Here is a 19,407-nt window from a genome sequence, read left to right on the forward strand (position 1 = left end):
TTAACTGAACTAATGTAATAAGTTTTACAAGTATATATCCTTTGAAAATGTCAATTAATTATTATTATAATTATTATGGAGTTTTATGTGATTCAAGAACGTACTATTTTAAATGTTGCTGATAACTCTGGCGCACGATATGTAATGTGTATTAAAGTCTTAGGAGGGTCTGGTCGTCGTTATGCTAATGTCGGTGACATTATTAAAGTTGCTATTAAGGAAGCAGTGCCGCGCGCTAAAGTAAAAAAAGGTGATGTATTAAAAGCTGTTGTAGTACGTACAAAAAAAGGCGTACGTCGCTTAGATGGATCTGTTATCAGATTTGATAATAATGCCTGCGTACTACTACATGATATGAGCGCTCAACCTGTAGGAACTCGTGTTTTTGGCCCAGTAACCCGTGAATTACGTAACGAAAAATTTATGAAGATTATTTCTTTAGCCCCCGAAGTTCTTTAATGGAGATTATTATAATGGCAGCAGCTAAAATTAAACGTAATGATGAAATTATTGTATTGAGTGGAAAAGATAAGGGGAAAAAAGGGATAGTAAAGCACATTTTTTATGATAAAGGTAGAGCTGTAGTAACAGGAATAAATTTAGTAAAAAAACATCAAAAACCTATTCCAAACAAAAATCAACCAGGAGGAATCATTGAAAAGGAAGCGTCTGTCGATTTGTCTAATATTGCAATATTTAATACTACTTTAAATAAAGCAGATCGTGTAGGATTTAAAATAAAAAATGGTAAAAAAATACGAATTTTTAAGTCTAATGGAGATGTGATCAAGTAGTTGGAACAATATATGACTAATTTATATGATTATTATAAAAATAATGTAATACAAAGTTTAATGCACAAATTTCAGTACCAATCTGTTATGCAAGTTCCTACAATCAAAAAGATTACTATTAATATGGGAGTAGGAAAATCTATTACTAATAAAAATTTTTTGGAAAAAGCAATAGAAGATTTAATGAAAATTTCAGGTCAAAAACCAATCGTGACTAAAGCGCGTAAGTCTATTTCCAGTTTTAAAATTCGACAAGGCCAACCAATTGGATGTAAAGTAACTTTACGAGGAGCGCGCATGTGGGAATTTATCGAGAGATTCATTTCTATTGCCATGCCTCGTATTCGTGATTTTCGTGGTTTATCTATTAAATCCTTTGATGGTCATGGTAATTACAGCATTGGAATACGTGAGCAAATTATCTTTCCTGAAATTGATTATGATACTGTTGATGATTTGAGAGGCATGGATATCACTATAACTACGAATGCTACTTCTGATAATGAAGCACATGCTTTATTATCCGCTTGTCGTTTTCCATTTCGAAAACAATTGCATCCCTTCAAAGGAGAGTTAAAGCATGACTAAAGAATCCATAAAAGCGCGTGAAATCAAGCGTTTAAAATTAGTTAATAAATATTATACACAACGTATGTCCCTAAAAAAAATTATTATTAACCCACGTATTTCTAACAAAGAACGTTGGAACGCTGTTTTAAAATTACAAACTTTACCACGCGATTCTAGCCCATCTAGACAACGTAATCGTTGTCGTCACACTGGACGTCCTCATGCTTTTTTAAGAAAATTTGGATTAAGTCGTATGAAGTTACGTGAAGCTGCCATGCGTGGAGAAATACCTGGTTTAAGAAAAGCTAGCTGGTGATCAATTATTTATTATCGGAGTCCTATATAATGAGTATGCAAGATTCGATCGCAGAAATGTTAACTACTATACGTAATGGGCAAATTTCTAAAAAAGAAAAAATTTGCACCCCATCTTCTACAATTAAATTAGCAATTGCTAATGTGTTAGAAGAAGAAGGATTCATAAAAAAATATAATCTTAAAAATAATGTTAAACCTGTTTTAGAAATATTTCTAAAATATTATCAAAAAAGAAAACCTGTCATAGATACTATTAAACGTATTAGTCGACCTGGGTTGCGTATCTATAAAAAGAGAAAAGAATTACCTCAAGTAATGTCTGGTATGGGAATTGTTATTATTTCTACTTCTAAAGGCATAATTACAGATAAAAAAGCTCGTCAGCTTAATGTTGGTGGGGAGATTATATGTTATGTATCCTGATACTGAACATATTTCTACGCCCCATATATATAAAACAATAATTTTTATTCCCAATATAACCACAATAAAACTACAAGATCGTTACGTTCATGTTACAGGCACACTTGGTACATTAACTTTAAAATTACATAAATCAATTAGTGTGCAATTACATAATGAAAACAAGCTGCTGGTATACACTAACGAAAATATTAATAATAAAAATAAAGCTTTAATAGGAACAACGCGCGCATTAATTAATGGTATGATTACTGGTGTTACTACAGGTTTCACTAAGAAACTACAATTAATAGGCATAGGTTATCGTGTAACTATTAAAAATAATATAATAAATCTAACTATAGGATTCTCTCATTCTATTAATTATACATTGCCTGTAGAAATTACAGCGACGTGTCCAAACCAAACCGAAATTGTTATAACAGGGATAAATAAGCAGATTGTTGGGCAAATTGCAGCAGATTTGAGATCACTACGTCCTCCTGAACCTTTTAAGGGGAAAGGTATTCGCTACATTAATGAAATAATACACAATAAAGATGCTAAAAAAAGATGATAACCATCTATAATATAGAGAACAATATAATATGAATAAAAAAGATGCTCGTATTAAAAGAGCTACAAAAGTACGAAAGAAATTATATAAATTAGGTGCCACCAGATTAGTAATACATAGAACTTGTAAGCACATTTATGCGCAAATAATTTCAAAAGATAATTCAAATGTATTAGTAACAGCTTCTACAACGGAAAAACTAATTTCAAATCAAGTACAAACAACTAGCAACAAAAAAGCTGCAGCTATAGTAGGAAAAATTATTGCGGAACGTGCAACAAAAAAAAATATTACACACGTATCTTTTGATCGTTCTGGGTTTAAATATCACGGTAGAGTGCAAACACTAGCTACTCATGCTAGACAAGCTGGGCTAAGATTTTAAATCAAGGAAAATAACATGAAATATATCGATAAACAGCCCGGTGAATTGCAAGAAAAATTAATTACAGTAAACCGAGTCTCTAAAACTGTTAAAGGAGGTCGTGTATTTAGCTTTACAGCATTAACCGTGGTAGGAGATACAAATGGTCGAGTAGGATTTGGTTACGGTAAAGCTCGTGAAGTTCCATCGGCTATTCAAAAATCAATGGAAAAAGCTCGCCGTAATATGATAATTGTCTCTTTATATAAGGGAACTTTACAACATGTAGTTAAAGGAACATATACAGGTTCTCATATTTACATGCAACCTGCTTCTGAAGGAACTGGAATTATCGCGGGGACTACAATGCGTGCTATCTTAGAAGTAGTTGGAATACATAATGTGTTAGCAAAAGCTTATGGATCTACAAATCCTATCAATATAGTTCGTGCGACTCTAAATGCTTTACAAAAAATGAAATCCCCCCAAATGATTGCAGAAAAAAGGGGTAAATCAATTAAAGAAATTTTAGGTTATTATAATTATGTTAAAAACTATTAAATTAACTCAAACTAAAAGTTCTATTGGGCGTCTGCCAAAACATAAAGCAACTTTACGTGGTTTGGGATTATCCCATATCAGAAATACTGTTGAAACGGTTGATACACCTTCCATTCGTGGTATGATTAATTTAATTGCTTACATGATTAAAGTGGAGGAATAAATCATGTATCTTAACACTATTTCTCCGTCTAAAGGATCTAAACGTTTAAGTAAACGAGTAGGCAGAGGTATAGGGTCTGGATTAGGTAAGACAGGAGGACGTGGACACAAAGGACAAAAATCTCGTTCTGGAAGTAAAATACGTCTTGGGTTTGAAGGCGGACAAACCCCTTTATATCGTAGATTACCGAAATTTGGCTTTACGTCTCGTAAAGCTATGGTTACCCAAGAAATCAGATTATCTGATTTATCCTGCATTCCAAATAAAATAATAGATATGAATGTTTTAAAAGCACATAATATTATTAAGAAAAAAATTAAGTTTGTTAAAATTATCATGTCTGGAGAAATTACACATCCTATTATTCTACATAGTAGTTTGCGCATTAGCAAAGGCGCACGAATTGCCATTGAATCTGTAGGCGGACAAATAAAAAGGGGTAATTTAAAAAATTAATGATGATAGTTACTAAAAAACGGCAACCTAAATCTACTTTTAAAAGTGTACAAGGCGGATTACATGAATTGAAACGAAGAATTATATTTGTGATTGTTGCTTTAATTATTTTTCGTATAGGATCGTTCATTCCAATTCCAGGAGTAGATTTAATTGTTTTAGAAAAAATTATCGAACAACAACAAGGCACTATTATTGAAATGTTCAATATGTTTTCTGGAGGATCCTTAAGTCGTGCTTCTATTTTTAGTTTAGGAATCATGCCATATATTTCATCTTCAATTATTGTGCAACTATTAACCGCGGTACATCCTACTTTGATAGAAATTAAAAAAGAAGGAGAAAGTGGAAGAAAACTAATTAACCAATATATTCGCTATGGTACTTTAATACTAGGAATATTACAGTCAGTAGGTATTGTTACTAGTTTGCCTAGTGTATCTGGATTAGTGATTAATCCAGGATTCTCTTTTTATTGTATAGCGATTATTAGTCTTGTTTGTGGTACTGTTTTTTTAATGTGGTTGGGGGATCAAATTACTAACAAAGGAATAGGTAATGGCATTTCAGTTATTATTTTTTCAGGAATAATCGCTGGATTACCACTCGCTATAGGTCATACCATAGAACAAGTAAGACAAAATGAATTACATTTTTTCATATTAATTTTAGTTATCTGTTTAATATGTAGTATTACTTTTTTCGTTGTATTTATAGAAAGAGGACAACGTCGCATTTTAGTACATTATGCTCAACGTCAGCAAGGTCGTCGTATTTATGCCGCTCAAAACACACATTTACCGCTTAAAGTAAATATGGCTGGTGTTATTCCTGCTATTTTTGCTTCCAGTGTAATTTTGTTTCCAGGAACCGTTGCTTCTTGGTTTGGCAGTAGCACCAATTGGCAATGGTTAACTATAATTTCTTTGTATCTACAACCAGGTCAACCATTATATATTTTACTTTATGCAGCAGCTATTATGTTTTTTTGTTTTTTTTACACATCTTTAGTATTTAACCCGCGTGAAACAGCCGAAAATCTAAAAAAATCTGGAGCATTCGTTCCTGGGATTAGACCAGGAGAACAAACTGCAAAATACATCAATAAAATTATGATTCGTTTAACTTTCATCGGGGCGATATATGTTACATTTATTTGTTTAGTACCAGAATTTATGAGAATTGCTATGAGAGTGCCTTTTTATTTTGGAGGAACATCTTTACTGATTGTAGTTGTAGTTATTATGGATTTTATGGTTCAAATACAGACTTTAATGATGTCCAGTCAGTATGAATCCGTATTAAAAAAAGCAAATCTGAAAAATTTTAATCACTAAACTTTATATAGGAAAAATTATGAAAGTACGTGCATCAGTTAAAAAGCTATGTCGTCATTGTGAAATTGTAAAAAGAAATAATACTGTTCGAATAGTTTGTCGTGTAGATCCAAAACACAAACAACGACAAGGATAATTTTTATTAATATCAATTTTAGGAGTATAAATAGTGGTACGTATAGCAGGTGTAAATATTCCTGACCGCAAACACACCGTTATTGCTTTAATGTCCATTTATGGAATTGGTAAATCTCGTGCTCGATTAATTTGTTCAAATACAGGAATAAATGGACATGTACAACTTTGTAAATTATCTGAAATTCATATAGATAAATTACGTGATGCAGTAGGCAAATATATTGTAGAAGGAGATTTACGCCGAGAAGTTACTTTAAATGTTAAACGTTTAATCGATCTTGGTACTTATCGTGGATTACGACATCGTCGCAATTTACCAGTACGAGGTCAAAGAACTAGAACAAACGCAAGAACCCGTAAGGGTCCTCGAAAATTAATAAACAAATAACTTAAGTACATTTAATAAAAATATATACACACACAAAATGATTAAATCATCCAATCTTAGAGCGCGCAGACGACTCAAAAAACAAATTTTAGACGGCATAGCACACATACATGCATCCTTTAATAATACTATAATCACCATTAGTGATAAACAAGGTAATACTCTAGGATGGACTACAGCTGGAGGCTCTGGTTTTCGTGGATCTCGCAAATCCACACCGTTCGCTGCACAAATTGCAGCAGAACGGTGTGCTGAAATAGTTCAAGAATATGGAGTAAAAAATTTAGAAGTTATGATTAAAGGGCCTGGACCAGGACGTGAATCTGCAGTACGAGCATTAAACGCATCAGGGTTCAATATCATTAGTATCACTGATGTTACTCCAATCCCTCATAATGGTTGCCGTCCTTCCAAAAAACGCCGTGTCTAAAAAATAAACTAATATTATTTTCAAGGAAATCAAGTATATGGCAAAATATTTAGGACCTAAACTTAAACTCAGTCGTCGTGAAGGAACAGACCTTTTTTTAAAATCGGGAATTCGTCCAATTGATTCTAAATGTAAACCTGAACAACCCCCAGGACAACATAATATCCGTAAATCTCGTTTTTCAGATTATGGAATACAGTTACGAGAAAAACAAAAAGTTAGACGTATATATGGTATTTTAGAGCGTCAATTCTCTAATTATTATAAAAAAGCTACACGTATTAAAGGAAATACCGGTGAAAATTTGCTAAAATTATTAGAAAGTAGATTAGATAATGTCATATATCGTATGGGATTTGGAGCAACACGTGCAGAAGCTCGTCAATTAGTAAGCCATAAATCCATTATGGTGAACGACCATATTGTTAATATAGCTTCATATCAAGTTATGCCTAATACAATTATTAAGATACGTAAGAAATCACATAATCAATCTAGAATTCGTGGTGCTTTAGAACTCGCTGAACAACAACGAGAAAAATTAGCATGGATTGAAGTTGATCCTGTTAAATTACAAGGCATATTTAAACGTTATCCGGAACGCAACGAGCTATCTGCAAATATTGATGAACATCTAATTGTGGAATTATATTCAAAATAAACAAAACTTGTAAGATAATAAAAGAGAGGCAGTAATGCAGAACTCTGCAATAGAATTTTTGAAACCTCGTTTAGTAGAAATTGAACAAATTACTAAAACTCACTCTAAAGTTACTCTAGAACCATTAGAACGAGGATTTGGTCATACTTTAGGAAACGCCCTACGTCGTATTTTACTTTCCTCAATGCCTGGATATGCAATAACAGAAGTTGAAATCGACGGGGTATTACACGAGTATAGCACAAAAGAAGGTATACAAGAAGACATTTTAGAAATTTTACTTAATCTAAAAAAATTAGCTATTAGAGTTGAAGGAAAAGATCACATTACTTTGACTCTAAATAAATCTGGTATCGGCCCTGTAATTGCAAACGATATTACATATGATACTAATAATGTGAAGATTATTGTGCCAAGTCATGTTATATGTCATATAACCGATAAAAATACATCTATTAATATGCGTATAAAAGTACAACGTGGAAGAGGTTACGTTCCAGCTGCTTCTAGATTTAATCCTGAGTCAGATATCTTACCAATTGGTCGATTATTACTAGACGCGTGTTATAGTCCAGTAGAAAGAATTTCTTACAATGTAGAAGCTGCTCGTGTTGAGCAACGTACAGATTTAGATAAACTAATCATTGATATAGAAACTAATGGCACTATAGAACCTGAAGAAGCAATTAGGCGTGCAGCGACAATTTTATCTGAACAACTCGCAGCTTTTATTGATTTACGAGATATACATCAACCAGAACACAAAGAAGAAAAACCGGAATTCGATCCAATTTTACTACGTCTTGTTGATGATTTAGAATTAACCGTACGTTCTGCTAATTGTTTAAAAGCAGAATCTATTCATTATATTGGTGATTTAGTACAACGGACAGAAGTGGAGCTATTAAAAACTCCCAATTTAGGAAAAAAATCATTAACAGAAATAAAAGATGTATTAGCTGCTCGTGGATTATCCTTAGGAATGCATCTGGAAAACTGGCCTCCTACAAATATTTTAGATAGTTAATAACATTTACAATTTATTATTTTAATATGATAGAGGTGAAGTATATGCATCATCGAAAAAGCGGTTCTAAATTAAATAAAACTAGTGCTCATCGTAAGGCTATGTTTCGCAATATGGTTATTTCATTAGTAACCTACCAAATTATAAAAACTACTTTGTCTAAAGCCAAGGCGCTACGTCGCATTATTGAACCGTTAATTACATGTAGTAAAATAGATACAGTTGCAAATCGGCGTTTAGTTTTTTCTAAAATCAGAAATAATAATATTGTTGCAAAATTATTTACACAAATCAGTCCACATTTTTTTAATCGTCCTGGAGGATATACTCGTGTATTAAAATGTGGATCACGTAAAGGAGACAATGCGCCAATGGCATACATCGAGCTAGTGGAACGGTCTAAAATAACAGAAAATGGAAAATAATAATTAAAAACAAATAATTTTCACCTACATAATATAAAAACTATTAATCCATATAATTTATTTTATTTTATTCTAGTATGGAGTTAGGCATAAACCATGTTTTATATGCATTGAGGATATCACGTATCAACACTCTTTTTTTACCTGCAATTTGTAACATAGTAAGTATTAATACTCCGGAACCAGTAACAACATGAATACCATATGGATTAATTGATAATATAGTACCAGGATATGATAACAACTGATGACGACAACCCACCGTATTTCGATTACTTACCTCAGAGTCCCATACTCTAACACGACAATTTCTTACTAAAAAATAACTGATTGGCCATGGATTAAAAGCACGAACACATCGTTCTATTTGAATTGCTGATAATTTCCAATCGATACGTGCTTCCTGTTTAGTTAATTTATGCGCATATGTAGTAGATGCAGCACAGGTTGCATCTTGAGATATTAGCGTATATGTTCCCGAAACAATCTGATCTAACACTTGTAGTAACATGGTAGATCCCATTTTTGCTAATCTGTTAGAAAGAGTATAACTAGTATCTTTTGCTAAAATATTACAAGGCATAATATGAAAAATATCCCCAGTGTCGATACCCAAATCCATTCGTATAATAGTTATTCCTGTGATATCATCACCATATTGCAATGCACGTTGAATCGGAGCTGGACCACGCCAACGAGGTAATAACGAACCATGCACGTTGATGCACCCTAATCGCGGTATACCTAATATTTCTTTCGGTAAAATTAAACCATAAGATACAACTACTATTAAATCTACATTAAGTTTTTTAACAATATGAATAATTTCGGAAATAGATAAAAAACTAGATTGAAATAACGATATACCATGCTTTTTTGCTATATCATGCAAAGATGAAAAGGATTTACGTTTCGATACTTGTATTTCTTGGGTAAAAATCGCTATTATTTGATGTATAGAAAAATAAACTAACGCGTGTAAGTGCTGGACCGCAAAATTTGTAGTTCCAAAAAAAGCAATGCGTAATGATTTCATATGCCCCATAATATACAATACACTAAAAAATAAAATAAACACCTTTTAATATTTAATCAAGATAATTTTTTCATTTTTTTACAAATTCTTTTAATTTTTAATGGAGATAAATAATCAATAAAGAGCTTGCCACACAAATGATCTATTTCATGTTGAATGCAAATTGCTAATAAATTATTCGCTTCTATCTCAAATTTATTACCATTTTGATCTAATGACCGAACTGTTATATTTTCTGAACGCGAAATGATTTCATGTATTTGAGGAATTGACAAACAACTTTCAGTCATACTAATAATTCCTGTTCTTTTTATAATATTAGGATTAATGAAAACTAATCGTTGCTTATTTTTCATGCATAAGTCAATAACAATAATTTGTTGTTGAATATCAACTTGTGTTGCAGCTAAACCAATGCCTTTATTAAAATACATCGTATCAAACATATCATGTATAATTTTCCTAGTATCATTAGAAACTGCAATAACAGGATCAGCAATTTTTCTGAGACGTGTATCAGGATAACGCAATATTTCTAATATCGACATAAATAAAAACTATTAAAGTTAAATTTTGAGTAAATTGTATATGATCTAACAAATTATAGATATATTTCATAACAATAAATGTAAAATATTTATTTGTATCATATATTCAAAAATTGATTGATTGTAACTAAATTTTATAAATACTTAACTACTGAAATTCAAGTGTAGTTAAATAATTCAGTACATATGCAACTGTATATAAAACTATATATATTGAATGTTTGAGCATACTGTAATACAAAATATAATAAAAACATCAAATCATGTCTATATAATATAAAACATATTAAGATATCAGAACTTGAAATATTATAATTTTATATTTAAACTTAAGAAGATTAATTAATAGATAACTTTAAAATATTTTATAAATAGCAATTCAAATCAAGGAATATTATATGTTAGTTTATTAACTGGTAATCTATGATACGCATTTTGTCTTCATCGAATATAAAAGATTTATTGGTGCAACTAAAGCGGGGTAGGGTGATAGTTTATCCAACAGAATCTGTCTTTGGATTAGGATGTGACCCAGATAATGAACATGCAATACGTACTTTATTGAAAATAAAAAATAGATCATGGAAAAAAGGTTTAATTTTAATTGCTGCGCATTACACACAATTATTGAAATATATTGATGATAGCTACTTAAACGTAAAACAACGATCTCGAGGATTTTCTATTCATGCTAAACCGACGACGTGGGTGTTTCCAGCAAAAGTAGATAGCCCATATTGGTTAACAGGCCAGTATGCTTCCTTAGCGGTACGAATCAGTAATTTTGAACCCATTCAACGTCTTTGCATAGCCTTTGGAAAACCTTTGGTATCTACTAGTGCAAATCTATCTGGACAACCTCCTGCACGTACTATCGCAGAGATATATCAGCAATTTGGATATGATATACCTATAATGCATGAAAACGTACTTGGAAGACCGAATCCTTCAGAAATTAGAGATATTGTAACTGATAAATTAATTCGTGAATGATTTCTGTTACTGAGGAGAATACATAAATGAGTGCCTTTGCTGTTTTTGGTAACCCAATTAAACATAGTAAATCAGCAGAAATTTACGCATTATTTGCAAATGAAATCGGGATGAAAAAAGAATATGATTTAAAATTAGTATCACAAAATAACTTTGAGAATCTATTATATAATTTCTTCCAATTAGGTGGATTAGGTGCAAATATTACCACTCCATTTAAAGAGCATGCATACCTTATATGTCATCAATTAACTGAACGGGCTGTTTTAGCCCGTTCAGTTAATACAATTAAAAAACTAAAAAATGACATTTTACTAGGAGATAATACCGATGGTATAGGATTTATTAGCGATTTAAAACGTCTTACTTGGATAAATAACAACAATTGTATCACTGTAACAACATCTCACGATAAACCCATAAAAATAAATATTTTATTAATTGGTGCTGGAGGAGCTGCAAAAGGAATTCTTCTAGCATTATTAACTACAGTAACAGAATGTTACGTATATATAGTCAACAGAACATTTCATACAGCCCAAAAATTGGTATCTTATTGCCATGAAATAGGATATAAAAATGTATCATGTATGCCTTTATGTGAATTAAGCTATAATGTTAATAAATATAGTTTAATTATTAATGCTACAACTAGCAGTATGATTAATACTATTCCAAAAATACCGCCCTCTATTATCACTCCTTCAACTAAATGTTACGATCTATTTTACCAAAAACAAGATACATCATTTATAAAATGGTGTAAAAACCATGGATCAAACTACTGTTCAGATGGATTAGGTATGTTAGCAGAACAAGCGGCTCATGCATTTTTATTATGGCATAACCTACTTCCTTCTGTTGGCTCTATATTAAATCATTTAAGATCTACCCTTTATATGTAATTATTTAATTTTTTATTAGGAATAAAATGAACATAAAATTCTTAACCATTAAGACTTATTCTTATAGGATAAAATTTATGAATTTAAATATATTTTACTTTGTAAACATTTTAAAATAATATACAATGTTGCGTGAAAGTTATTAAAGAATCTATTTTTATATAAATAGATGGTATACGTTTTTAAATTAACTTGGCGGCGTTAGCGCGATAGTACCACCTGATTCCATTCCGAACTCAGAAGTGAAATGTCGTAGTACCAATGGTAGTGTGGGGTTTCCCTATGCGAGAGTAGGGGGCTGCCAAGTAGATTGACGCGCTTCAGTCAACATAGTTATAGTTATCAAAAATTACAGAAATAGTACAAAAATAAAAAATTAAAATTGTTTTTATTGAAAAGCTTGATCTACCAATCAATAAAATTGGAGTAAAACATAGATATTTTATGTCTTAATAAAAAATTTTGCATTTAAGTATAGACGTTATCATATATAATAACGATATGCTTTAGTTATTATGTTATATTTTATGAAAATGATTTAAATCTTCTATAAAATATTACTAAAAATTAATTATGATAATAATCATCGATAGAAGTTTCGTCCCAGTATTTTAATAATTATTCGTTAATAATTATTAAAATACTGGGACGAAATTAGATTAGAACAAATCTTTTTTTTTACGTAACTCATGAAAAGCTTGCCAATTTTCTTTGATATCAGACGACAAATTCAGTGATTTTTTTATATCTACATCATTACAACGAAAGAAAGGATTAACTTTTAATTCTAAACCTACCATTGTTGGTACAGTAGATTTATTATCTTCACGTAATTTAATCACCTTATTACGATAATTAATAATAAACTGATCGTGAGGTAAGATAGAAACAGCAAAATTAACATTAAGTAAAGTATATTCATGTCCACTAAAAATCAAAGTATTACAAGGAAAATGCCTAATTTTTATAAAAGACTCATACATCTGTTGCGCAAGCGCTGCGCAAAATGTACCACAACCCGCAGAAAATACAGTATCGCCACAAAATAACCAAGGTGCACTGTAAAACCCAATGTGTCCTAACGTATGTCCAGGAAAATGAAATACTCTAAATTTTTTCTGTAATAACACAAAATTATCCCCTTCTGATACTAAAACATGAATATTATTATTTTCAATTTCTTCAGGGCCATAAACAACTGTTTTTGGAAAATATTGCATTAATGTACTCACTCCATTGAAATGATCGGCATGATTATGAGTTAATAAAATTGCCCGTAGTATAAGCTGAAATTTTCTTAAAATTTTTAATACTTCTATCGCTTCTCCAGGATCAACAAGTATGCATTCATTTCTGTGATTATATAGAATCCAAATATAATTAGTATTTAATGCCGGAACTCTAATGATTTTCATAATTAATTATAGTTACTTAATAAATTATAACCAAATATTTTAAGATTTTTTAGCAACACACAGTATATAAAATTTATTATCTTTAGTATTTTGGATTAAATTTTTCAAATATAAATACAATCCATCAAAAAGATTCAATAATTATTTTTAAATACATCATGCCACTAAAAAGTAGAAAATAATATATATAATATAATTTATAAAAAATTTTTATAAAAAATAAATTTTAATATTTATTAATTTTTTATTGATGATCAAAATATATGTTTATTTAAGTAAAAATAATTACCACATTAATATTGTTATCATTGATAAAAATCTTCATGTAAAGGATACTTGGCGGCTAATCGAGCTAATTGATCACATCGTTCATTATCTGGATGACCAGTATGACTTTTCAACCAATTCCATTGGATAATAGAATGTGGTTGTGTCGCTATATCTAAACGTTGCCATAAATCAATATTTTTTACTAATTTTTCTTCAGCAGTTTTCCAATGATGCTTTTTCCATATATGAATCCATTGAGTAATCCCATGCAATAAATATTGACTATCAGTATTTAGAATAATTTGACATGAATTTTTGAGTGATTCTAATGCAATAATAGCTGCCATTAATTCCATACGATTATTAGTAGTTAAACGATATCCAATACTAAATTCTTTCCTATATTGCTTATATCGTAATATAGCAGCACAACCACCTGGGCCTGGATTACCTAGACATGATCCATCAGTGAAAATTTCTATTTTTTTATACATATATAAGATATTATAATGTTAATTATAAATTAAACTAGTGTGACAGAAATAAGAAAAACTATGAACACTAATATTATACGACAAATTGTTCTAGATACCGAAACCACTGGCATGAATAAATTTGGTCTTCATTATGAAGGTCATAGAATTATTGAAATCGGGGCAGTAGAAATAATTGATCGTCATTTAACTGATAATAAATTTCATGTGTACCTCAAACCAAATCGTGTAGTTGATATTGAAGCTTTTCAAATACACGGAATTAGTAATCAATTTTTAAAAGATAAACCAACTTTTTCAGAAATAAAAAATGAATTTTTAATGTTTATTCGCAATAGTGAATTAATCATTCACAATGCTTCATTCGATTTAGGTTTTCTTAATCAAGAGTTACAGATGTATAATAAAAACCAAAAAAAAATAGAATCTTATTGCACTATAATTGATAGTCTAAAATTGGCTCGAAAAAAATTTCCAGGACAACGTAACAATTTAGATGCATTATGTGAACGCTATTCCATTAATAACGATAAACGACGAAACTTACATAGCGCATTAATCGATGCACGACTTTTAGCTAATGTATTTTTATTAATGAGCGGAGGACAAACAAGCATAAAATTTATGAAAACAACAAATATATCAAATAACAAAATTAATAATATAACGCAATTAGATAACAACAGAAAATATATTAACGCTAACCCAACAACATCATTAAAAATTATTTATGCTGATAAACAAGAAAAGTTAGCTCATGAAGAATATTTAGATCGTATACAACAAATAAATAAAACCTGTATATGGCGGCAGCGATAATACTGTAAGAAATAATAAATTGTTTAACTATATTTCAAACAAATTACATAACTTAAATAAATAAATTTGTTATTAATAACAGTTAAAGAAATTCATATGTCTAATTATTATATGCGATATAATGTAATTCATCATAATTATGATATTATGTATATTCCATATATATTCTTATTTTTAGGAGTTATTATGTATCACGATTTAATTCGTAACGAATTTAATGAAACCATAAAAATGATGAAGCTTTTCACTCATAAAAAACATAATATTCATACAGTAGAATCTTCTGCAAAACTTATCGCTAATACTTTTAAAACAGGAGGAAAAGTATTATCCTGCGGGAATGGTGGTTCACACTGTAATGCTATGCACTTTTCAGAAGAACTAACCGGACGTTATAGAAATAATCGCGCAGGCTATGCCGCTATAGCGATTTCTGATCCGTCATATTTATCATGTGTCAGCAACGATTTTGGCTTTGAATATGTATTCTCACGCTATGTCGAATCCATCGGAAATGAAAATGATTTATTATTTGCCATTTCTACTTCTGGTGAATCGACTAATATATTGTATGCTATAGAAGCAGCTCATAAACAAAACATGAAAACAATCTTTTTGACTGGGGAAAAAAAAGAAAACAAATTATCTAATTCTGTAGACATAGAGATCTGTGTGCCATACTTAAGTTATTTTGATCATATTCAAGAGATTCATATTAAAATTATTCATTTGCTTATTCTTATAATAGAAAAGGAAATGACATCTTCTTCTTAAAAAGAACCAAAAGTCAACATTAATTTACAATATACATACAAAAAGATTCGTTCATAATTTGTGCGATAAAATAAAAACCGTTTAATATAAGTCATATTCCAAACTTTAAAAACTAAACTAGTAAGTTTAAACTAAATTATTATAATGTATGCCGACAATAGGATTTGAACCTATATCCTTCGCATTACGAATGCGCTGCTCTACCTTTTATATGAGCTATATCGGCATACATTATATAATCACACCAAAACTAATACCGTGTGTATTAGTCTATTATTTCTATGTATTGAACATTCTATTTTATAATTGAGAAAAATTATTAATTAGATAATTCATCGTTCCCTTCTGAGATGCTTCTAATCCCTCTTTATCTTTATTCCATTGAGCAGGACATAAAAGACCATGAATCTCATGGAACTGTAATGCATCTACCATACGAATCATCTCGTCAAAATTCCTACCAAATGGTAAATCATTCACCACCTGATGTCGTATCACTCCTAATTTATCTATTAGGAAAGAAGCACGTAAAGCGATTCCTTTATCTAAATGTTCAATACCGTATTTTTTTATAATTTCATGTTTTACATCAGAAACCATAGCATACTGCAAAGCTCCAATTCCTCCCTGACTTACAGGGATTTTTCTCCATGCACTATGCACGAAAACTGAATCTATAGATACTCCAATAACTTCTACATTTCGTTTCTTAAACTCAACATAACGTTTATTGCAAGCAATCAACTCTGATGGACAAACAAAAGTAAAATCCATAGGCCAAAAAAACACTATTGCTTCCTTTTTATCAATATAATTTAATAAACTAAAATTATCTACAATTTCACCATTTCCTAATACTGCAGAAGAAGTGAAATCTGGGGCACAACGACTAACCAATACCATATTGACCTCTTAACCTCTATTAAGATATTAATATATTAAATATATGAATTAATTTCACACTAATAATCAATATTTTATTGTATCGTTTAACCTATTCCTATGCAAATAATATCAAAGGAATATTATTAAAATAAAATTACTATTCTTTTAAAAATATAATTTCTGCTAATTTTAATTATTTTACAATAAATTATTTATCAGATTATCATATAGATAACATAGATATCATTAACTATATATTATATAGTTTAAAAATAAATTTATTTCTTGCTATTAAAATAACGATTTTTCATATACTATGCTATCTATATATACATATAATATCCATTAATTATTTATATATTAAATTACTTCATGACAAACTTATTAAAATTTTTCACTAAAAACAAATGTTTTAGTGAAATTTTATGAAAAAATTCGGACTTTTATTTAAGTTGAGTATACACTCAATTATTAAACATCTACATGTAAACAAAAATTTAATTAATTATAACTGTATTAAGAGGATCATTACCTAATAGTCACATTATATGGGTTAAGTCTCCTTAAAATTGGCATTAGAATAATTTAATATTTAATAAGATTAAAATAGTGCTAGTTAAATTATATAATATATAATAGAGAAAAATTAATATTTTGTGGCAACATTAATTATATATGATCCTTCAATTAATAAAATTGATGTCTATATAATTTAATACCATTCAACAATAAGAATATACACGTTAAAATAGCAGATATAGACTTAATAATCTTTATAAAATATTTTATAAAGTTTATTTATTAATAACGATAATTAATAATTACACATATAATATCAAACAATACTAACTAACTGAGCGTCTATCTAATCGCATCTTAATACATAAACAAAACAAATTATAATACATAACATATTAAAAGTTATAACATTTAACCTAAGTTTTAATGATCATTTCAATAATCAAGTGAGATTTCTGATAATTTTTTATTGACCAAATAACACAATAATATGAAAATAGTCTCATAAACCTTATATAAATCATCTTATTTTATTAATTAATACAAATTATCCAGATAACACTGGACCGATATAATAAACATATACAGATATTCATAACCGATATAGTTAATATTACATTAAAATAAAATATATGTATTAAATAATTGATATAAATTAACTAACATAAAGAAACCGAATACTACATCAATATGTATCATATGTAACATGATTATTAATTTTTACTCTTTAATGATATATTTAAACGATTGTATTTATTAAAATTAATAACTATCATACCAAGAAATAAAAACTATCATCATATGTTTATTAAAAACCCATGCGCTATATTATACAAACAATAAGTACATAATTATACAAAACAATGCATTTTATTTATAATATATCTAAATGTAGATACATAATAACTTATCCAAGTTTATAGACACTTACTGCCATATTTGTATTTGATTGATAAATATTTGTTTAATTAGGATAAAAATTATGACATTTCAATTATTACAAACAGATGGCTGCGCTCGACTTGGTAGACTTATTTGTAGCCGAGGAATAGTAGATACGCCTGCCTTCATGCCAGTAGGAACCTATGGATCTATAAAAACACTAACTTCGGAAGAAATTAAAGCAAGTGGAACACAAATTATTTTAAGTAACACTTTTCATTTGTGGTTACGTCCTGGTTTAAATGTTATAAAATTACATGGTAATTTACATAAATTTATGAGCTGGATGGGCCCTATAATTACAGATTCAGGAGGATTTCAAGTATTTAGTTTAAGTAAAACGCGCATAATTACAAAAGAAGGAGTATACTTTAAGAGCCCAATCGATGGGCATCGCGTGTTTTTAACTCCGGAAAAGTCTATAGAAATTCAACACGATTTACAATCTGACATAGTTATGATATTTGACGAATGCTCATCTTATCCTAATACTTGGGATTATATAAAAAAATCAGTAGATCTATCTTTACACTGGGCTGAACGTAGTCGTTTGCGTTTTGATAGATTACATAATTCAAATATGTTATTTGCTATTATTCAAGGCGGCATGTATGAACATTTAAGAGATATATCGACAAAAGAATTAATAAATATCGGTTTCGATGGATATGCAATAGGAGGCTTATCAGTAGGCGAACCGAAAAAAGAAATGTATCGTATTTTATCTCACGTATGTAAAATGATTCCTAAAAATAAACCACGTTACTTGATGGGAGCTGGTAAACCAGAGGACTTGATAGAAGCCGTACGTCAAGGCATTGATATGTTCGATTGTGTTATACCCACGCGTAATGCTCGTAATGGATATTTATTTGTTTCTGATGGAATAATTAAAATTCGTAATACACAATATAAACAAGATACGTCTCCGATAGATAAAAACTGTGATTGCTATACTTGTCGATATTATAGTCGTTCGTATTTACATCATTTAGATCGTTGTAAAGAAATTCTTGGTGTACGTTTAAATACCATTCATAACTTACGATATTACCAGAATTTAATGGAGGGATTGCGCCAGGCTATAAAAATAAAATCATTACAAAATTTTATTGATATCTTTTATCAGCGCGCCAATCATATTGAATACTAATTTAAAAATTTAATATTTTTTACATTAAACCAATAAAACAACT

At 29.7% G+C, this 19,407-nt stretch carries 27 protein-coding genes, 1 tRNA gene and 1 rRNA gene; 23 read left to right on the top strand and 6 right to left on the bottom strand.

The genetic code is table 11. The features are described from left to right. Positions 1-87 precede the first annotated feature (87 nt). The 17 genes from rplN to rplQ are packed head-to-tail and all read left to right on the top strand — an operon-like array spanning position 88 to position 8,611. On the top strand, positions 88-459 hold the full coding sequence (gene rplN, locus Bsans602_RS01035; protein ID WP_500837380.1) for a 50S ribosomal protein L14: 372 nt from the start codon (positions 88-90) through the stop codon (positions 457-459). A 14-nt stretch (positions 460-473) separates the two neighbouring features. Beyond that, positions 474-794 (top strand): 50S ribosomal protein L24, encoded by a 321-nt coding sequence (gene rplX / locus Bsans602_RS01040; RefSeq protein ID WP_500837381.1) that lies wholly within the window; start codon positions 474-476, stop codon positions 792-794. A 12-nt stretch (positions 795-806) separates the two neighbouring features. Next, the gene (rplE, locus tag Bsans602_RS01045; RefSeq protein WP_500837257.1) at positions 807-1,382 is read left to right on the top strand and encodes a 50S ribosomal protein L5; all 576 of its coding nucleotides are present in this window, start codon (positions 807-809) and stop codon (positions 1,380-1,382) included. After that, entirely contained in the window at positions 1,375-1,680 is a 306-nt protein-coding gene (gene rpsN, locus Bsans602_RS01050) for a 30S ribosomal protein S14 (protein ID WP_500837258.1), read from the top strand. Before rplE ends, rpsN begins: the two co-directional genes overlap by 8 nt. Before the next feature lie 29 nt (positions 1,681-1,709). Beyond that, positions 1,710-2,105 (top strand): 30S ribosomal protein S8, encoded by a 396-nt coding sequence (gene rpsH / locus Bsans602_RS01055; protein WP_500837259.1) that lies wholly within the window; start codon positions 1,710-1,712, stop codon positions 2,103-2,105. After that, complete coding sequence (gene rplF, locus Bsans602_RS01060; protein WP_500837260.1) at positions 2,095-2,661, top strand: 50S ribosomal protein L6; 567 nt, start codon at positions 2,095-2,097, stop codon at positions 2,659-2,661. The genes rpsH and rplF overlap by 11 nt, the downstream gene beginning before the upstream one ends. A 31-nt stretch (positions 2,662-2,692) precedes the next feature. Next, positions 2,693-3,046 carry a 50S ribosomal protein L18 gene (gene rplR, locus Bsans602_RS01065; protein ID WP_500837261.1) on the top strand — a complete coding sequence of 118 codons (354 nt, stop codon included), beginning with the start codon at positions 2,693-2,695 and terminating at the stop codon, positions 3,044-3,046. Positions 3,047-3,061: 15 nt separating this feature from the next. Continuing rightward, entirely contained in the window at positions 3,062-3,586 is a 525-nt protein-coding gene (gene rpsE / locus Bsans602_RS01070; protein WP_500837262.1) for a 30S ribosomal protein S5, read from the top strand. After that, on the top strand, positions 3,570-3,749 hold the full coding sequence (rpmD, locus tag Bsans602_RS01075) for a 50S ribosomal protein L30 (protein ID WP_500837263.1): 180 nt from the start codon (positions 3,570-3,572) through the stop codon (positions 3,747-3,749). Before rpsE ends, rpmD begins: the two co-directional genes overlap by 17 nt. Before the next feature lie 3 nt (positions 3,750-3,752). Then, complete coding sequence (gene rplO, locus Bsans602_RS01080) at positions 3,753-4,205, top strand: 50S ribosomal protein L15 (protein ID WP_500837264.1); 453 nt, start codon at positions 3,753-3,755, stop codon at positions 4,203-4,205. A gap of 2 nt (positions 4,206-4,207) precedes the next feature. Next, positions 4,208-5,542: a preprotein translocase subunit SecY gene (gene secY / locus Bsans602_RS01085; protein ID WP_500837382.1), complete on the top strand. Its 1,335-nt coding sequence runs from the start codon at positions 4,208-4,210 to the stop codon at positions 5,540-5,542. 19 nt (positions 5,543-5,561) lie between these two features. Then, a complete protein-coding gene (rpmJ, locus tag Bsans602_RS01090) occupies positions 5,562-5,678 on the top strand; it encodes a 50S ribosomal protein L36 (RefSeq protein WP_500837265.1) in 117 nt (38 codons plus the stop codon). Positions 5,679-5,711: 33 nt separating this feature from the next. Next, on the top strand, positions 5,712-6,068 hold the full coding sequence (rpsM, locus tag Bsans602_RS01095) for a 30S ribosomal protein S13 (protein ID WP_500837266.1): 357 nt from the start codon (positions 5,712-5,714) through the stop codon (positions 6,066-6,068). A 37-nt stretch (positions 6,069-6,105) separates the two neighbouring features. Next, positions 6,106-6,498: a 30S ribosomal protein S11 gene (gene rpsK, locus Bsans602_RS01100; RefSeq protein WP_500837267.1), complete on the top strand. Its 393-nt coding sequence runs from the start codon at positions 6,106-6,108 to the stop codon at positions 6,496-6,498. A gap of 37 nt (positions 6,499-6,535) precedes the next feature. After that, positions 6,536-7,159 carry a 30S ribosomal protein S4 gene (rpsD, locus tag Bsans602_RS01105; protein ID WP_500837268.1) on the top strand — a complete coding sequence of 208 codons (624 nt, stop codon included), beginning with the start codon at positions 6,536-6,538 and terminating at the stop codon, positions 7,157-7,159. A 34-nt stretch (positions 7,160-7,193) separates the two neighbouring features. Beyond that, on the top strand, positions 7,194-8,186 hold the full coding sequence (locus Bsans602_RS01110) for a DNA-directed RNA polymerase subunit alpha (protein ID WP_500837269.1): 993 nt from the start codon (positions 7,194-7,196) through the stop codon (positions 8,184-8,186). Positions 8,187-8,230: 44 nt separating this feature from the next. Continuing rightward, entirely contained in the window at positions 8,231-8,611 is a 381-nt protein-coding gene (gene rplQ, locus Bsans602_RS01115; RefSeq protein WP_500837270.1) for a 50S ribosomal protein L17, read from the top strand. 67 nt (positions 8,612-8,678) lie between these two features. Here the strand turns inward: rplQ and fmt are convergent, their stop codons facing one another. Both fmt and def read right to left on the bottom strand, forming a co-directional pair. Beyond that, positions 8,679-9,656 carry a methionyl-tRNA formyltransferase gene (fmt, locus tag Bsans602_RS01120; protein ID WP_500837271.1) on the bottom strand — a complete coding sequence of 326 codons (978 nt, stop codon included), beginning with the start codon at positions 9,654-9,656 and terminating at the stop codon, positions 8,679-8,681. A gap of 47 nt (positions 9,657-9,703) precedes the next feature. After that, positions 9,704-10,195, bottom strand: coding sequence for a peptide deformylase (gene def, locus Bsans602_RS01125; protein WP_500837272.1), 492 nt, complete (start codon positions 10,193-10,195; stop codon positions 9,704-9,706). A 423-nt stretch (positions 10,196-10,618) separates the two neighbouring features. Between def and tsaC the strand changes: the two genes are divergently transcribed. From tsaC to rrf, 3 genes are all read left to right on the top strand, one after another. Next, a complete protein-coding gene (gene tsaC, locus Bsans602_RS01130) occupies positions 10,619-11,188 on the top strand; it encodes an L-threonylcarbamoyladenylate synthase type 1 TsaC (RefSeq protein ID WP_500837273.1) in 570 nt (189 codons plus the stop codon). 26 nt (positions 11,189-11,214) lie between these two features. Next, positions 11,215-12,093 carry a shikimate dehydrogenase gene (aroE, locus tag Bsans602_RS01135; protein ID WP_500837274.1) on the top strand — a complete coding sequence of 293 codons (879 nt, stop codon included), beginning with the start codon at positions 11,215-11,217 and terminating at the stop codon, positions 12,091-12,093. A 191-nt stretch (positions 12,094-12,284) separates the two neighbouring features. Continuing rightward, a 5S ribosomal RNA gene (rrf, locus tag Bsans602_RS01140) occupies positions 12,285-12,400 on the top strand. A 352-nt stretch (positions 12,401-12,752) separates the two neighbouring features. Here the strand turns inward: rrf and gloB are convergent. Then, positions 12,753-13,508, bottom strand: coding sequence for a hydroxyacylglutathione hydrolase (gene gloB / locus Bsans602_RS01145; RefSeq protein WP_500837275.1), 756 nt, complete (start codon positions 13,506-13,508; stop codon positions 12,753-12,755). Between the two features lie 305 nt (positions 13,509-13,813). Then, positions 13,814-14,272 carry a ribonuclease HI gene (rnhA, locus tag Bsans602_RS01150; protein WP_500837276.1) on the bottom strand — a complete coding sequence of 153 codons (459 nt, stop codon included), beginning with the start codon at positions 14,270-14,272 and terminating at the stop codon, positions 13,814-13,816. Positions 14,273-14,332: 60 nt separating this feature from the next. Here rnhA and dnaQ point away from each other — a divergent pair, with 60 nt between their 5' ends. Both dnaQ and lpcA read left to right on the top strand, forming a co-directional pair. Beyond that, complete coding sequence (dnaQ, locus tag Bsans602_RS01155; RefSeq protein WP_500837277.1) at positions 14,333-15,091, top strand: DNA polymerase III subunit epsilon; 759 nt, start codon at positions 14,333-14,335, stop codon at positions 15,089-15,091. Positions 15,092-15,277: 186 nt separating this feature from the next. Further along, entirely contained in the window at positions 15,278-15,865 is a 588-nt protein-coding gene (lpcA, locus tag Bsans602_RS01160; protein ID WP_500837278.1) for a D-sedoheptulose 7-phosphate isomerase, read from the top strand. 149 nt (positions 15,866-16,014) lie between these two features. Here the strand turns inward: lpcA and Bsans602_RS01165 are convergent. Together Bsans602_RS01165 and Bsans602_RS01170 are read right to left on the bottom strand one after the other, a co-directional pair. Further along, positions 16,015-16,091: transfer RNA gene (locus Bsans602_RS01165), tRNA-Thr, on the bottom strand. A gap of 74 nt (positions 16,092-16,165) precedes the next feature. Next, on the bottom strand, positions 16,166-16,768 hold the full coding sequence (locus Bsans602_RS01170; protein WP_500837279.1) for a peroxiredoxin C: 603 nt from the start codon (positions 16,766-16,768) through the stop codon (positions 16,166-16,168). A 1,483-nt stretch (positions 16,769-18,251) separates the two neighbouring features. Between Bsans602_RS01170 and tgt the strand changes: the two genes are divergently transcribed. Continuing rightward, positions 18,252-19,364, top strand: a complete 1,113-nt coding sequence (gene tgt, locus Bsans602_RS01175; RefSeq protein ID WP_500837280.1) for a tRNA guanosine(34) transglycosylase Tgt — start codon at positions 18,252-18,254, stop codon at positions 19,362-19,364. Positions 19,365-19,407: the final 43 nt, after the last annotated feature.

It is taken from the genome of Candidatus Blochmannia sansabeanus (nom. nud.), from assembly GCF_059935345.1.